This window comes from Micromonospora sp. GCM10011542 (assembly GCF_042650685.1).
In the GTDB taxonomy this organism is placed as follows: domain Bacteria; phylum Actinomycetota; class Actinomycetes; order Mycobacteriales; family Micromonosporaceae; genus Micromonospora.
In genome coordinates this window covers 1-16,132 of sequence record NZ_JBHSBO010000041.1, presented here as the reverse complement: position 1 = coordinate 16,132, position 16,132 = coordinate 1, and the positions used below count along the sequence as shown (strand labels likewise).

General features: G+C 73.7%; 9 protein-coding genes and 1 rRNA gene. 5 read left to right on the top strand and 5 right to left on the bottom strand.

Annotated elements, in window-relative coordinates; all coding sequences use genetic code 11:
• Window positions 1–72 precede the first annotated feature (72 nt).
• Complete coding sequence (locus ACFOW4_RS15500; RefSeq protein WP_377528210.1) at window positions 73–1,350, top strand: acyltransferase family protein; 1,278 nt, start codon at window positions 73–75, stop codon at window positions 1,348–1,350.
• An 89-nt stretch (window positions 1,351–1,439) separates the two neighbouring features.
• A complete protein-coding gene (locus tag ACFOW4_RS15495; protein WP_377528208.1) occupies window positions 1,440–2,636 on the top strand; it encodes a glycosyltransferase family 4 protein in 1,197 nt (398 codons plus the stop codon).
• Here ACFOW4_RS15495 and ACFOW4_RS15490 read toward each other — a convergent pair.
• Genes ACFOW4_RS15490 through ACFOW4_RS15480 form a run of 3 tightly spaced genes read right to left on the bottom strand, consistent with a single transcriptional unit; the run spans window position 2,621 to window position 6,426 of the window.
• Window positions 2,621–2,815 carry a hypothetical protein gene (locus tag ACFOW4_RS15490; RefSeq protein WP_377528206.1) on the bottom strand — a complete coding sequence of 65 codons (195 nt, stop codon included), beginning with the start codon at window positions 2,813–2,815 and terminating at the stop codon, window positions 2,621–2,623. The genes ACFOW4_RS15495 and ACFOW4_RS15490 overlap by 16 nt on opposite strands.
• A gap of 35 nt (window positions 2,816–2,850) precedes the next feature.
• A complete protein-coding gene (locus ACFOW4_RS15485) occupies window positions 2,851–4,548 on the bottom strand; it encodes a hypothetical protein (protein ID WP_377528204.1) in 1,698 nt (565 codons plus the stop codon).
• On the bottom strand, window positions 4,549–6,426 hold the full coding sequence (locus ACFOW4_RS15480) for a hypothetical protein (protein ID WP_377528255.1): 1,878 nt from the start codon (window positions 6,424–6,426) through the stop codon (window positions 4,549–4,551).
• A 167-nt stretch (window positions 6,427–6,593) separates the two neighbouring features.
• On the opposite strand from ACFOW4_RS15480, the gene ACFOW4_RS15475 reads away from it, so the two are divergent.
• Together ACFOW4_RS15475 and ACFOW4_RS15470 are read left to right on the top strand one after the other, a co-directional pair.
• Entirely contained in the window at window positions 6,594–10,961 is a 4,368-nt protein-coding gene (locus ACFOW4_RS15475; protein WP_377528202.1) for an alpha-(1->3)-arabinofuranosyltransferase family protein, read from the top strand.
• Complete coding sequence (locus tag ACFOW4_RS15470) at window positions 10,958–12,211, top strand: polysaccharide biosynthesis protein (RefSeq protein WP_377528200.1); 1,254 nt, start codon at window positions 10,958–10,960, stop codon at window positions 12,209–12,211. Before ACFOW4_RS15475 ends, ACFOW4_RS15470 begins: the two co-directional genes overlap by 4 nt.
• 6 nt (window positions 12,212–12,217) lie before the next feature.
• Here ACFOW4_RS15470 and nudC read toward each other — a convergent pair whose 3' ends face one another.
• On the bottom strand, window positions 12,218–13,132 hold the full coding sequence (gene nudC, locus ACFOW4_RS15465) for an NAD(+) diphosphatase (RefSeq protein ID WP_377528198.1): 915 nt from the start codon (window positions 13,130–13,132) through the stop codon (window positions 12,218–12,220).
• Window positions 13,133–13,289: 157 nt separating this feature from the next.
• Here nudC and ACFOW4_RS15460 point away from each other — a divergent pair, with 157 nt between their 5' ends.
• Window positions 13,290–15,110, top strand: coding sequence for a VanW family protein (locus tag ACFOW4_RS15460; protein WP_377528196.1), 1,821 nt, complete (start codon window positions 13,290–13,292; stop codon window positions 15,108–15,110).
• Window positions 15,111–15,882: 772 nt separating this feature from the next.
• On the opposite strand, the gene rrf is transcribed toward ACFOW4_RS15460, so the two are convergent.
• Window positions 15,883–15,999: ribosomal RNA gene (rrf, locus tag ACFOW4_RS15455) — 5S ribosomal RNA — on the bottom strand.
• Between the last annotated feature and the right edge of the window lie 133 nt (window positions 16,000–16,132).

Here is a 16,132-nt window from a genome sequence, read left to right as displayed (position 1 = left end):
GGGGCACCCGATCCTTAACATGGCGGGAGGTTACTCTCCGGTTACCCTCAAAGCGACCCCCTGGATGTCCAGATGTCCACAGCCGCCGCGCCATCCGCTTCGGAGCCTTCGGTCACCGGCCGGCTTCCCGCCCTCGACGCGCTGCGTGCGATCGGCGCCGCCGCGGTCGTCGGCCACCACGTCGGATTCCACACCGGCGTCAGCATGAACACGTCCTGGGGCGGCTGGCTGGCGCGGCTCGACGTCGGCGTCGCCATCTTCTTCGTACTCTCCGGTTTCCTGCTGTTCCGGCCGTGGGCGCTCAACGCCGCGACCGGGCGACCCCGGCCACCCGCCGGGAGGTACCTCTGGCGGCGGGCGCTGCGGATCCTGCCGGCCTACTGGCTGGCGGTCGTGGTCTGCCTAATCGTCCTGCCGCAGAACCGGCCGGCGTCCGCCGGTGACTGGATCCGGCACCTCACCTTCACCCAGATCTATCAGGCCGGCCAACTGCGCCACGGGCTCAGCCAGACCTGGAGTCTCGCCACCGAAGTCGCGTTCTACCTGATCCTGCCGCTGGTCGCCGTGCTCGCCGTCGGCCGGACGTGGCGTCCCGTCCGCACCGTCCTCATCGCCAGCGGGGGAGTCCTCGTGACGGCGGGGTGGCTCACCATGATGGCCTTCGGCTGGCTCGACGCCGCCCTGCACACCATGTGGCTCCCCTCGTACGGCGGCTGGTTCAGCGCGGGCATGGCCCTGGCGGCGGCGCACGTCGCGCTGCGGACCGGGACCGCGCCGCCCGCCTTCCGGGTGCTCGACGACCTCGCCTCGGCACCTGTCGCCTGCTGGGTCGCGGCCGTCGGCCTCCTGGCGATCGCGACCACGCCCGTCGCCGGGCCCCGCGACCTCGCCGAACCGACCGCCGCCGAGTTCGCGGTCAAGCTCGCCCTCTACCTCGGGATCGCCGCGCTGATCCTGATTCCGGTGGCGTTCGGTGGGCCGAGCCGGGTCAAGGAGACATTCGGCAACAGCTCGGCCCGGTGGCTCGGTGCGGTCTCCTACGGCCTGTTCCTGTGGCACCCGATGGTCCTGGAACTCATCTACCTGGTGGACGACCGGCCACTGTTCACCGGGGGGTTCGTCAGCACCTTCGCCCTCACCATGGTCTTCGCCCTGATCTACGCCGCGGTCAGCTACCACGGCGTCGAGCGGCCCATGCAGCTGCTCGGCTCGCGGTGGGGCCGCCGGCCGGCCGGAGCGGGCCGGGCGCCCGGAGCGCCGGCCCTCGACGCGGCCGCGGCTTCCCCGGGCGCTCCGCCGTCCGCCGTCGGGACCGGCACCCCGGCACCGACGGTCGGCACGTCACGCTGAGCAGCGCTGGCCCATCGGGGCATTGCCGGCCGTGAGGTCCAACCCCTAATGTGACGCCCGTCGCTAAATTACCTGAGAGTAGGGTTCGCGTGGAGCGTTGCGTCGGCACGCCGGGACACGTGTTGTTCCTCAACTGGCGGGACACCCGAAACCCCGAGGGTGGCGGTTCCGAGGTGTACGTGGAACGGATCGCCGCCGAGCTGGTGGCGCGCGGTTTCCGCGCCACCCTGTTCTGCGCCGCCCACGGTCAGGCCCCGGCCGACGAGGTCAACGAGGCGGGTGTACGGCTGGTGCGGCGCGGTGGCCGGCACACCGTCTACCTCTGGGCGGCGCTCTGCTACCTGGCCGGCGCACTGGGCCTGGGCCCGCTGGCGGCCCGGCGGGGCGGCCGGCCCGACATCCTGGTCGACGTCTGCAACGGCCTGCCGTTCCTCGCTCCACTGTGGGCGCGACGGCCGGTGGTCAAGCTGATCCACCATGTGCACCGCGAGCAGTGGCCGGTGGTGCTCCCCCGGTGGGCCGCCCGGTTCGGCTGGTGGGTCGAGTCGTCGCTCGCCGTACGCGTCTACCGGCGGTGCCGCTACGTCACCGTCTCCGATGCCACCCGTCAGGAACTGGCCACGCTCGGCGTACCGCCGGAGCAGGTCGCGGTCGTGCACAACGGCACGCCCGACCTGCCCCGCACCGACGCCGAGCGGGCGCCGTTCCCGCTGCTCGTGACGCTGAACCGCCTGGTGCCGCACAAGCGGGTGGAGGTGGCGCTGCGGGCCGTCGCGGCCCTCGCCGGCGAGCTGCCCCAACTTCGGCTGGTGGTCGCCGGCCAGGGCTGGTGGGAGCCGCACCTGCGCGAGGTCGCCGCGGAGCTGGACATCACCGACCGGGTGGACTTCCGCGGCTTCGTGACCGAGGAGGAGAAGGCCGCCCTGCTCGCCTCGGCGTGGGTCGCCCTGACCCCGTCACTGAAGGAGGGCTGGGGCCTGACGATCGTGGAAGCGGGATCGGCGGGCACGCCCACGGTGGCGTTCCGGGAAGCGGGCGGCGTGGCCGAAGCCGTCGTCGACGGGCGCACCGGCCTGCTGGCCGACGACATCGACGACTACCTGGCGAAGGTGCGCACGCTGCTGCACGAGGACGAGATGCGACGCGAGATGGGCGCTCACGCCCGCGAGCACGCGGCGAGCTTCACGTGGCAGGCCGCGGGTGGACGCTTCGCGGCCCTGCTGGAGGGTGCGGAGTCGCCCCGCCCAGTGCAGCGGCGGGGCGAGCCGTCCTACCTGATGCCGTAGACCTCGGGGGCGTACGGGTCCTGCTTCCCGGCCTGCTTGGCCGCTTCCGAAGCGCTCCTGGCCTCCGCGGCGGCCTCGGCTTCCGTGGCGGTCGCGGCGGCTGAGATACCGCCGAGAGCCAGGATCCCCAGCAACGCCGCCACCAGGCCGGACGCGACCAGGGTCATACTTCTACGCATGCCGATCCTCCAATGGCGAGACGTGCGAGCGGACGTTACCACGCGGTAGCCCGCCTGCGTAGCGCCGAAAGGACGGCAGCCAGGACCACCAGAAGGGCGGTACCGAGCGCCGCCACCACGGCCCAGCGGGCGGGCCGCGCCGCCGCCGGTCCGGCCGGTACGGCCGGGTTGCGGTAGAGGGTCAGAGACGGTCCGTCGTGGACGACCTGGAGGCCGGCGAGGGCCGCCGGGTCCACGCCGCCGGAGACCCGGTGCTGCACGACCACCCAGCGCACGCCGGTGGCCGCGACGGGCCGCCCGTCGGCCAGTGTCCGGCGCACCTCGCGGAGCCGTGGATTCTCCCCGGCCACCGCGACGTCGCCGACCCGGAGCGTGTCGTCGGTCAGCACGGTCCCCGGCAGGTAGCGGGGCGCGGGGTCCAGGACGACCCGACCGGGATTCCACGGGTACGCCCGGTAGGCGCTCAGCGGCAGCGCGAGGATCTCACCCGGTTCGCCGTGCACGCGCTCGGCGACGAGCCGCCAGTCCGCCGGGTAGCTCACCGGACGGAGCCGGCCGGCACCGCCGAACGCGAGGTCCGGCAGGACGGCCACCGGCAGGAACAGCAGACCGACCAGGACCACCCCCGCCACCTCGCGGTCGACCCGGGCCACCAGCCGCTCGGCGCCCAACGCCGCGCACACCACCAGCAGCAGGGCGTACGGGGCCAGGAACTTCTGACCGTCGCGGAGCAGCCCCGCCCCCGGCAGGTGCACCACCGCCCAGCGCAGCGCGGCGTCCCCGCCGGGGAGCACCCCGAGGGCGGCGAGGAGGAAGCCCGCCCCGGCGAGCACCGCCAGCCGCACCGCCGTACCCGCAGGCAGTCGGCGGCGCACCAGGCCGACGCCGACACCGGCCAGGACCAGCAGCACCAGCGTCGCCAGCGGCACCAGCGGGGCGGCACGACTGGCGGGAGTGGCCTGCGCGTTCCAGATACCGCCGGTGCCCGCGAGTGCCACCAGCGGGCCGGCCCAGTTCTCGGCGCGCGCCGCGAACGCCGCCACCCCGGCCGGGTCGGAGGAACCGCCCGCACCGGTGACCAGTGCGGCAGTCACCCAGGGGGTGTTGAGCAGCGCGACACCGGCCACCGCGAGCGCCGACCGGCGCGGACGCGTCCGGTCGGGCACCAGCAGGACCACCGTGCCCAGCGCGATCAGCCCGCCGGTCGGGGTGATGGCGGCGGGCGCGGCGGCGAGCACCACCCGGGCGAGCGCCCCGTCGCGTCCCGCCCGCAGGTCCAGCGCCGCCCGCACCAGCCAGGGCAGCGCGGCGTACGCGAGAAGCAGCCCCCACTGCCCGATCAGCAGCCGTTCGGCGAGGTAGGGCGTCCACGCGTACGCCACCGCGGCGAACAGCCGCACTACGCGCCGGTCGGTCGGCACCAGCCGGCCGGCGCCGACGGCGGCCAGGAGGACCGCACCGCCCAGCACCAGCCGCTGCACCAACCAGCCCGGCACGAGCTGGGTGACCAGGGAGACCAGCGCGTCCATCGGCACCGCCCGGGGCAGGCTCTGCGCCGGGGCGACGAGATCCCAGCTCAGCGGCTGCCGGGGTACGAACACCATGTCGTACAGCAGCGCGTAGCCCGGCGCCGCGAGCGGGGCCAGCACCAGCACCGTGACGGCCGCCGCCACGGCGTACAGCGGCAGCCGGTCCCGCGCCGACCCGTTCACGCCGGCGGGCCGCTCACCCATTCACGGTGCCGGCACCACCCGGCCGACGGTGATCAGCTTGGTGCAGAGGCCCACGCCAGGGGTGCGGATGGTGACCTCGACCGCGTCCCCGGCGCCCTCCAGCGGGAAGTACAGCTGGTTCAGCCCACGCTTCACGGTGATCTCCCGGGTGGCGTTCCCGAGCCGCACGAGCGCGGTGGAGTCGCCCGAGCTCAGGTAGCCGAAGTGCACCACGTAGGGCCACTCCTCCAGGTACCCGTCCAGCGGGACCCGGGTGGGCCGACCACCCTGCGCCAGGTGCCCGCAGTCCCCCGCCGGCCCGGGGAGGATCTTCCGTCCCTCCACCACGGCCGGGCGGATCCGCCCGTTCACGTCGAACGTCGACGGCTGCTCGGCCTCCGCCACGAACACGGGTCGGCGTTCCGCCGGGCGGAAGAAGTGCGACTGGAGATTGTCCGGCCAGAAGTATCCGGCGACGACGCGGTCCGGGACGACCGTGTCGAGGAAGACGGTCCCCGGCGGCGCGACGGCCAGCTCGGCCTGCGTCGTCGCGAGGTACTCGCGTCCGTGCTTGGTGCTCCAGTTCTCCCCGAACCGGGCCGTGCTCCACAGCGTCCCCACGGAGATGGTGGCCAGCAGGGCGATCATGGCGACCAGGCCGACCGCGAAGGCGCCCGGCTCCCGCAGGACCGTCGGCACCGGCCACGCCGCCACGTCGTCCTCGTCGGTGTCCTTCGTCCCGAGCAACGCCGCGCCGACACATATCGCGGCGACCAGCACCACGTCCGCGACATAGCGGGGCACCAGGCCGATCAACGGACTGAGCGCGCCGCCGAGGCGGGTGGCGGCGAAGAGCACGCCGACCAACCCGAGGTACGACGCGAGCAGCAGCCAGGCCCGGCCCGCCGACGGGCGCCGCCGGACGGTGACCACGACCAGCGTCGCCAGCACGGCCCACGACAACCACTTGGCGATGTCGTACGGGTCCACCAGCGGTGGCCCGTCCCCGGCGTACGTCCAGCGCCAGGGACCGCCGAGCAGACCCGGCACCAGGGTGTCGCCGACCAGGTCGCCGAAGAAGGTGAGGATCTGGCCGACGGACGTCCCCGCGGTCACCTCACCGGCGGGCCGGGGCAGGTAGACCGCCAGGTAGCCCGCCGACAGCACCGTGAGCACCAGCCAGGCGGGCCAGTACTGGCGCACCGCCGTCCCCACGCTGCGCCAGAGTCCGCCCCGGGTGAAGAGGAAGACGGTCAGCAGGAACAGCAGCGGCACGACGAGCAGCGACTTGGTGTCGAAGAGCAGGCCAAACACCACCCACACGGCGACCGCCACGAGGTGCCGGAGCCGACGGGTACGCACGTACCGGACCTGGGCCCCCACCGCGAGGACCAGTGCCAGCTGCATCGGCAGGACGAGCAGGCCGACCAGCCACAGCGAGGACACCTCCAGCGTCAGCGGGCTGAACAGGAACAGGCACAGCGGGACGAGCAGCCCCCAGCCCGGCCGGAGCAGGTCACGCAGCAGCCGGTAGAAGGCGATGCCGACCGCCGCCTGCCCGAACGCCAGCAGCAGCACCCAGGGCCAGGTGATGAAACCGGCCGCCCGCACCATCAGCCACGCCACCAGCAGACCACCCGGCATGAGGTGGTTGTTGAAGATCCCGAGCAGGAAGTCCGCGTCCGGCCGCGTGTCGAGGGCCTGGGCGGCGATGACGAACTCGTCCTGGGAGAACCAGCCACGGGTGGCGAGGCCGGCGCGCCAGGCGACGGACACGACGATGAGGGCGATCGCGACCGCGCGGACACGGTCGGCCCGGAGCCACCGGCCGACCGGTCCCGGGCCGTCGCCGTCGGAGGCGACGTCCTCCGGACGCGGTTCGGCCTCAGCTTCTGGCATTGACATGGTCGGCAGCCTGCCACACGCTTACACGCCGTGGGGACGGCCGTTCTCCCGATAACGCCACCGCAGCGCCCCAGGTCGCCCGTCCGTGCCCGGTCCGGATAACGTCGCGCGACAGTCGTCGGCTGCCGGTGCGCGTCGGGCCGACGGAGACAGGAGCCGAAATGCGTGCAGAGGTGACCAGTGGTGCCGGTCCGGGGTCCAGTCGCACCCGGCGTACGGCGCGACGGTTCCGGCACCTGACCATCTGCATCGCGCTCACCGCCCTGGCCTTCCAGCAGGCCCCGGGTCAGATCGTCCCCGACACCAAGGTCGACCTGAACGTCAACCCGGCCGGGTGGCTGCTCCGCTCGCTGCACCTGTGGGACCCCAACGGCACCTTCGGCCAGCTTCAGAACCAGGCGTACGGATATCTCTGGCCGATGGGCCCGTTCTTCCTGCTCGGGTCGGAGCTCGGCCTGGCGCCGTGGGTGGTGCAGCGACTCTGGTGGGCACTGCTCTTCTGTGTCGCGTACCTGGGTGCGGCTCGGCTGGCCGGCCGGCTCGGCATCGGCACACCCGCCGGCCGCATGATCGCCGGCGTCGCCTTCGCGCTGTCGCCCCGGATCCTCACCCAGCTCGGCTGGTCCTCTGTGGAGGCCTGGCCGAGCGCCATCGCCCCGTGGGTGCTCATTCCGCTGGTGGGCCTCGCCCGAGGCGCGCCGCTGCGGCGGGCCGTCGCCGGGTCGGCCGTCGCCGTCGCCTGCGCCGGCGGGGTCAACGCCACGGCCGTGTTCGCGGTGGTGCCACTCGCCCTGCTCTGGCTCGCCACCCTCCACCCCGTACGCCGCCGGGTCACCGCCATCGCCGCCTGGTGTGGCGCGGTCGCCCTGGCCACGGCCTGGTGGTTGGTTCCGCTGCTGGTCCTGGGGCGGTACAGCCCACCCTTCCTGGACTACATCGAGACGGCCCGGAACACCACGAGCGTCACCGACGCGGTGACCACACTGCGGGGCGCCTCCTACTGGGTCGCGTACCTGGCTTCCCCGTTCGGACCGACGATCCCGTCCGGCGCCCGCCTGGCCAACGAGGCACTGCTGGTCGCCGCCACCCTGGCGGTCGCCGCCCTCGGTGTCCTCGGACTGTCCCGGCGCGGGATGCCGCACCGCCGGTTCCTGGTCACCGGTCTGGTGCTCGGCGCGGCGCTCGTCGGCCTCGGGCACGTCGGCGACCTGCCGAACATCCTCGCCGGACCGCAGCAGGAGTTCCTCGACGGTGTCGGCGCCCCGCTACGCAACCTGCACAAGTTCGACGTCCTGCTGCGCCTGCCGCTGGCGCTCGGTGTGGCGCACCTGGTCGGCCTGGTCGTCCGCGCGGCACGTACCGCGCCCGCCCGGCACCGGCCGCGCACCGTCGCACGCGCCTGGCTCACCGCCGGAGTGGCCATGGTGGCCGTCGCGGCGGTCGCGACGCCGGCGCTCGCTGGCGGACTCGCCACGCCGGGCAGTGTCAAGAAGGTGCCCGGCTACTGGAACGAGGCCGCCGACTGGCTCGACGCGAACACCGGGCGGGGACGCGTGCTCGTCGTTCCCGGGGCGCGCTTCCCGTCGTACGACTGGGGCAGCACCACCGATGAGATCACCCAGCCGCTGCTGAACAGCCGGTGGGCGGTACGCAACGCCATCCCCTTCACCCCGCCCACCACGATCCGGCTGCTGGACGCGATCGAGTCGACGCTCGCCAACGGCTCCGGCTCGACCGGCCTGGCCGACCTGCTCGCCCGCTCCGGGATCAGCCACGTCCTGTTCCGCGCCGACCTCGACCACGGCCGCTCCGACACGGCCCGCCCGGCGGTGGTCCGCCAGGCGTTGGAGCGCTCACCCGGGCTGACCCGGGTCATCGGCTTCGGCCCCGAACGAGGCGGACCGTCGGGCCCCGGCAAGTTCCGCGACCAGGGGCTCGACGTCCCCGTACGCGCACTCGAGGTCTACCGCGTCGACCGGCGCGTCGAGCCGGTGGTGGCCTACGACCGGGACGACGTGGCCACCGTCGTGGGCGGTCCCGAGTCGCTCCTCGACCTCGCCGCGGCGGGCCAGTTGAGCCTGGCGCCCACGGTCCTGGTCGGCGACGCGCCGCCCGGCGACGTCGACGGGCCGGTCGCGATGACCGACGGGCTGCGCAGGCGGAACGTGTCGTTCGGCCGGCTCCGCGACAACGCCTCCCAGACCTTCACCGCCGGCGACACCTTCGACGTCTCGGCACCCGCGCACGACTACCTGCCCGAGTGGGGGGCGGAACGGTCCACCGTCGCCCGCTTCGAGGGCATCAGCACGATCCGCGCGTCGTCCGCGCGCTCGCAGGTGGACGCTCCCGGCGGCGCTCGCCCGGAGCACCAGCCGTACGCGGCGATGGACGGCGATCCCGCCACCTCCTGGCAGTCCGCGCCGTACTCGGCGAGCGAACGGCAGTGGATCGAGGTGGGCCTCGCGAACCCGACGCGGGTCACCCGGGTGGACGTCCGGTTCGACCTGAAGGCCGACTCCCTGCCGACGAGGGTGACCGTCACCGCCGGGTACGAGAGCCGGACCATCGAGCAGTTCAGCGACCACATGGTCTTCGAACTCCCCGGTGTCCACGCCACCCGCGAGGTCCGGATCTCCGTGGACGCCGCCTTCGGTGTCCGCCCGTTCGGCAACGGAGCGGTGGGCGTCGCCGAGATCAGCATCCCCGGCATCCGGACCAGCCGGACCCTCCAACTTCCCGCCGCACCGGTCACCGACCGGCCGGCGACCGTCGTCGTGTCGGCGGCCCCGACCACTCCGGCCTGCTTCACCGTCGACGGACGGCCCCGTTGCTCCACCGACGCCGTCCGCGGCTCGGAGGACGGGCGCACCATCGACCGGACCCTGACCCTGCCGGCCGCCGGGGCGTACGCCGCCCAACTGTGGGCCCGACCGACGCCCGGTCCGTCCCTGGACGCGGCGCTCGACAAGCTGGTGGTCGACGCACAGGCGCTGCGCCTCGCGCCGGAGATCACCGCCTCGTCGACGGCCGTGTCCGACCCGGCTGGCCGGCCCGGCACGGTGCTCGACGGTGACCCGACCACCAGTTGGTCACCGGCGGCCAACGACGAGGCGCCGATCCTGCGCCTGAAGTGGCTCCGGCCGCAGGTCATCAGCGGGCTCCGCTTCACCGTCGACCCGGCGGCCGCCGCCACTCGGCTCGGCAGCGTGCGCGTGGTCGGCGACGACGGTTTCCGCAGCAGCCTGCTGGGCGACGACGGCCTGCTCAGGCTGGACCCGCCGATGCGGACGGACGAGGTCACCATCCAGTTTCTCGACAAGCCGTCCGCCTCCAGCACCGATCCGTACAAGCTGCGACTGCCGGAGTCGTTGCCGATCACGGTGGGCGAGGTGACCGTGCTGCCGGGTGCGCCCTCCGTTCGGCCACGCCTCGACACGCCGCTGAAACTGGCCTGCGGATCGGGTCCGACGCTCCAGATCGGCACGGCCCGCGCGCCGACCACGCTCGGTGGCACCCTGCGCGACCTGCTGGAACTGCGGGAAGTGCCGGCCACGCCCTGCGGCCGGGGCACGCCCCGGCAACTCGAGCTGGACCGTGGCGAGCACCGCCTCGTGACCACACCGAGCGCGCTGGCGTCACCCACCCGGGTGGCCCTGGTGCCGCAGGCCGCCGCGCCGGCTCCGGCGGTGACTCCCAGCGCCGTCGAGGTCGACTCCTGGGCGGCCACCGAACGACGGGTACGGATCGCCGACCACCCCGTCGACCGGGTCCTCGCCGTACGGGAGAACACCAACATCGGCTGGCAGGCGACCGTCGGCGGGCGGACGCTGAAGCCGGTGGTGGTGGACGGCTGGCAGCAGGGCTGGATCCTGCCCGCCGGCGCCTCCGGCGAGGTGGTGCTGCGCTTCGCCCCGGACACGACGTACCGGGCGGGCCTACTGCTCGGCGGCGTCCTGCTGGTGGCGGTGATTCTCCTCGCGGTGCTGCCGGAGCGGCGCCCCGCCGGGTCCACCCCGTCGGCGGCCGTTCCGCGCGGCCGGCGCCGCTTCGTCCGCTCCCTGCCGCTGCTGGCCGTGGGCGCCGCCGCGCTGGTGCTGTCGAGCGGCCTCATCGGCGGCCTGCTGGTCGCGGCGGGGTTCCTGCTGGCCGTACCCGGTCCACGCCGCATGCCCTGGCTGGCGGACCCACGGCGGGCCAGGACGATCAGCCGGGCCGTCGAGACCTGGCTCCCCGCCGGGCTCGTCCTGCTCGCCGGGTGGCTCCACCTCAGTTCGGAGCAACGGCACACCGACCTCCTTCCGCAGCTCGCGGTCGTCGTCGCCCTGGGTGCCCTCTGGCTCTCCACGGTCGCCCGGCGACGACCCGTACGCCGGACCGCGCCGACTCCGGTCACCCCACCCGCGAAGGCGACGGACCCGGCGGAGGCGGCCGGTGCGGCGGAGCCGGTGGTGCCGGGGCAACGGAGGCCGGACACGGCGTCGTCGGATCCGGTGGACGGGCACGGTCCCACCTTCTCCGAGATCACGTGAACCCTCGGCGACCAGCCCGCCCACCGCGGTCGGGCCGACGAAGCACCGGCCTGGGCGCGGCGGGCGCCGCCGTCACCCTGGCCGGCATCCTCGTCAACGGCCTGGCCTACCTGGTGCCGGTGCTGGCTGCCCGGCGGCTCGACCCGGCCGGACTCAGCGCGCTCGCCACCGCTCTCGGCCTGGTGGCCATCGCCAGCGTGCCCGGGCTCGGGCTGCAACTGGCCGTCGCCGTGCACCACGCCCGGCACGGGTCGTCCGACTCGCGGCGACTCACCGCGGTGACCGCCGCCATCTGCGCGGGGACGCTGATCGCGGCGACCCCACTGCTGGTGGCCGCCCTGGACCTGCCGGTCGGGGTGCCCACGCTGCTGGCGGTCACCACGGCGGCGGTGGTGCTCTCCTCCCGGTCCCTCGGGGAGCTGCAGGGCGGCCAACGCTTCCTGCGACTCGCCGCCGGGATGGCCCTGCTCGCCGCGGGCCGCTACGGCGGGGTCGTCGCCGGGCTGCTGCTCGGCGCGGGACTGACCGGCTCGCTGCTGGCCGGCGCGCTGACCGCCGCGCTGGCTCCTGCGGTACTGGCCCGACTCGCCCGGGCACCCGGACGCGCGCCCACCGCTCCGGCCCTGCCGCGGCTGACCGCCGCCCAGGTGGTGACCGGCTGCGGCGCGACCCTGGCGATGCTCGTCGTCTCCTACGCCGACCTGCTCCTGGCCCGTCAACTGCTGCCCCCGGCGGGGTCCGGGGCGTACGCGGTGGGCACGGTGCTGAGCAAGGGTGCGCTCTGGGCGCCACAGGTCGCCGCCGTCCTCGCCCTGCCGCGTCTGGCGCGGGGCGACCGCCGCAGCCGCACCGTGGCGATCGCGGTGACCGCCGGGTGCGGCCTGGTCCTGGTGCTCGCGTCGACGCTCGCCGGTGGGCTGGCCTTCCGCCTCGCCGGCGGCCCCGACTACACCCACCTCGGCCGGTACGCGCCCCTCTTCGCCGCGGTCGGTGCGCTCTACGCGGTGGCGTTCGTGCTGCTCAACGACCGTGTCGCGGCCGGTGTGCGGTGGGCGGCCGCGCCGCTGTGGCTGGGCGCGGCCGGCCTGGTGACCGTCGCGGCGATCGTCCGTCCCCGCACGGTCCCCGGCCTCCTCCTCGCGGCCCTCGGCACGGCCACGGTCACCACGCTGGTCATGGCGGTGACCGCCCGTCGGCCGGGTTCGGCGCCGCTGGCCGTGGACCCGGCGTCCGCATCCCGGTCGGGCTGAGCCCGGTCAGCTCTCCGCGAGCCAGCCGTGCAGCAGGTGGTGGTCGATGGCGTCGACCCGGCCGAGCGTACGACCGGAGGCAACCCGCTCCCGCAGTTCCGCGCGGGTGAACCAGCGTGCCGCCAGCAGCTCCACGCCGTCGACGCGTACCTCCTCCGACGCGGCGGTGGCCCGGAAGCCCACCATCAGGCCGGCGGGGAACGGCCACGCCTGCGACCCCTGGTAGGTCACGTCGGTGACGGTCACGCCGGCCTCCTCGGTCATCTCCCGGCGGACCGCGTCCTCCAGGCTCTCACCCACCTCGACGAACCCGGCGAGCGTCGACCACCCGTCCTCGGACGCTCCGGCGTGCCGCGCCAGCAGGCAGCGACCGGGCGGGCCGGGCGCCTCGACCAGCACGATGACCGCCGGCTCGATCCGAGGAAACAGGAGCCGCCCGCACTCCCCACCGGTGCAGGTCCGGACGTGCCCACCGCCGTCGGCGACGGCCGGCGCACCGCACGCGCCGCAGTACCGCTGCTGTCGGTGCCAGTGCAGCAACCCCCGCGCGTACGCCTGCACGGCCGCGCCGTCCGGGTCGAGCCGCCCGACCAGGGCCCGTACGTCCACGGCTCGCACCGCGCCAGCCATCTCGACGGCGGCCTGCTCAGTGAGCGCGGAGAGGTCCACGGCGAACACGGCGGCGTCCCCGTCGAGCCCCAGGAAGACGGTCTCACCGGCGGACCGGACCAGAGCCGCCCGGTCTCCGGTCAGCCGGACCGGGCCGTCCCCGTCGACGAGACAGCGGTCCCGCCAGAGAGGCAGCACCGTGGTGGCGGGGTGCGTCAGCAGTTCCTCGATACGGCCCGGGTCGGCACGGAGCCCTCCCGACCGGTCCAGCCGACCACCGCCGTACGCCAGGACCGCCTCGCCCATCCGCATGATCACACCCTGCCATGCCCGGCCACGAGCGGCGGCACCGATCCGAGGGGCGCGACACGCCCGCCGACACGCCGTGGCCACGGGGCCGGGAGCACAGTGCCGTCACGCCCCGGGGTTGGTTACCGTAGTTGTCTTCCGTGGTGTGTCCCCGATCGAGGTGCCTGTGACGCTGTACGGCGAAAAACCCAGCCCCGCCGACGACCGACCAACCGTGCGGGTCGCCGCGGTCACCTGGCCCATCGAGGATCCGGCCGTCCCGGTGCCGGCGGGTCCTCCCGTCGGTGGCGGGAAGCATCCGCGCCGCACCAGGCTGCTCGTCGCCGCCGGGGTCGCCACGGCGGTGCTGGCGTCGGTCGGGGGAGTTGGCGCCTGGGCGTACGCCGGTGACGTGCCGCGCGGCACGACGGTGCTCGGCGCGGAGCTCGGCGGCCGGAGTCGCGCGGACGCCGTCCGGGAGCTGCGTACGGAGCTGGACCGGCGCTCTGCCACGCTCACCGCCCCACTGACCGTCCGCGTCGGGGAGCGCACCGCCCAGCTGGACCCGGCGACGGTGGGTCTCGCCATCGACGTGGAGGCGACCGTGGCGGCGGCGGCGAAGGCCCGGGCGCACGCGGTGGATCGGCTGGTCGGTTCGCGTGCGGTCGAGCCGGTGGTCACCGTCGACGTGGCGCGCCTCGACGACGCGCTGAAGAAGGTCGTCGGCGACCAGGGCCGCAGGATGACCATGCCGGCGATCTCCTGGAAGGGCACCACTCCCAAGGCCACGCACCCGCAGCCGAGCCGGGAGGTGGATCCGGAGCGCGCCGCCGAGGCCGTCCGCGCCGGCTGGCTCGCCGGGCAGCCGGTCGACGTACCCCTGGTCGAGTCACATCCGGCGACGACCGCCGAGGAGGTCGACCGGTTGGTGGCCGAGCTGGCGAAGCCCGCGGTCGCGGCGCCGGTGAAGCTGACCACCGACCGTGGTTCGGTGACCATCCCGCCGCAGGCCATCGCGAAGAGCCTCCGGTTCACCGCCGACCAGGCCGGGAAGCTGACGCCGCAGGTGGACGTGAAGCGTCTGCGGGCGGCGCTCGGCGCCGACCTGGCAAAGGTGGAGGTACCGCCGAAGGACGCCACCATGACGATCGCCGGCGGCAAGCCGAAGGTCGTGGACGGGCGGCCCGGCCAGCAGCTGGACACGAGCACCCTCGCCGCGGACCTGCTCGCCGTGCTGCCGAAGACCACCGGCCGCGAGGTGAGCGGCGAGCTCAAGCCCAGCCAGCCGGAGCTCACCGCGGAGAAGCTGGCCGGTCTGGGGATCAAGGAGCGGGTCTCCAGCTTCACCACCCGGTTCACCGGTGGGCTCTCCTCGCCCCGCAGTCAGAACATCGCCACCGTGGCCAAGGAGGTGGACGGCACCGTCGTGCTGCCCGGGGAGACGTTCTCGCTGAACGGTCACACCGGTGAGCGCGGCTACGCCCAGGGTTACCGGGACGCGCCCGTCATCCTCGACGGCAAGCTCGTACCCGGCGTCGGCGGCGGCACCTCACAGTTCACCACCACGCTCTTCAACGCCACCTACTACGCCGGGCTGCAGGACGTGGAGCACAAGCCGCACTCGTACTGGTTTGACCGGTACCCAGCGGTCATCGAGTCCACGATCTTCTGGCCCGACCTGGACTTCAAGTTCCGCAACAACACCCAGTACGGGCTGCTGCTCGACACCTCCTACACGTCGAGCACGGTGACGGTGTCGGTCTGGAGCACGAAGATCTACGACAGCGTCAAGACGGAGTACGGCCCGCGCCGCAACGTCACCAAGCCGAAGCTCATCCACCTCACGCCCGGCCCGACCTGCATCCCGAGCAACGGCATCGACGGCTTCACGCAGGACGCCTTCCGGGTCATCAAGAAGGACGGCAAGGTCGTCAAGCGGGAGAAGTTCACCTGGCGCTACGACGCCGAACCGCGCTACGTCTGCGGCCCGGAACCCTCCTGACCGCCGTCTCCCACCCGCTCGTCACGGCCCCGCCGGCTCCGCGCCGGCGGGGCTTTCCTTTCCGGTACGCACACCGCGCCCCGCCGAAGCCACCACTGCCCCGTTGAGGGCCGACGTTCCAGACCCGCTCGCGAGCCCGCGTCCGCGTCCCTCAGCGCGGTCAGGTCGTCCGGATCGACACCCGGCGGCGCTACCGGCCCATCCGCCACCCCGAGGCCTCGACACCATCCGCGCTCCGGTGCTCCCCGATGACGAGGACCGCGCCTCCGCTACCAGCGGGCCGGGCTGGGCCGTGCACGCGTATAGCCGGCCGCAGTCGTGGTGCCCTGGTCCGGTGGCCCTGGGTCGCGCGGGCCGTCGTCACGCAGCCGACCGCGGTCGTGGTCCGGTGGCCGTGCATTGGGCGGCCGCCGCCGCGTAGGCGGCCGTGGCCCTGGCCGGGACGGGCCGTCGCCCAGGCCGGGACGGGCCGTCGCCCTCGTCGGGGCGGCCGTCGTCACGGAGCCGGCCGTCGCCATGGGCCGGGATGGGCCGTCGTCGCGCAGCCGGCCGTGGCCCTGGCCAGGTGATCGGGTCGGATCGGATCGTCGTGGTGGCCGAGTGGTCGCGGCCGGGCGATGATCGGCTCGACATCGGTGATATCGGGGTATCCGAGCCTCGGGGACCCCCCGATATCGCCGACCTGGTGTTGATCAAAGCCGGTGGACTCGTCCACTGGGCCAGAAACGCAATTAGGGCCACCCCTGATGGGATGGCCCTAATTGGAAAGGTTGTCCGGCGGTGTCCTACTCTCCCACACCCTCCCGAGTGCAGTACCATCGGCGCTGGAGGGCTTAGCTTCCGGGTTCGGAATGTAACCGGGCGTTTCCCCTCCGCCATGACCGCCGTAACTCTATCGACATATCAAACAACCAACCGCGCCACCCAGGGGGTGTCGACTTGGTCTTGTTGTTCGTTTGCCGAGAGTTGCACAGTGGACGCGTAGCTTCTTTGTAGTCAAGTCCTCGGCCTATTAGTACCGG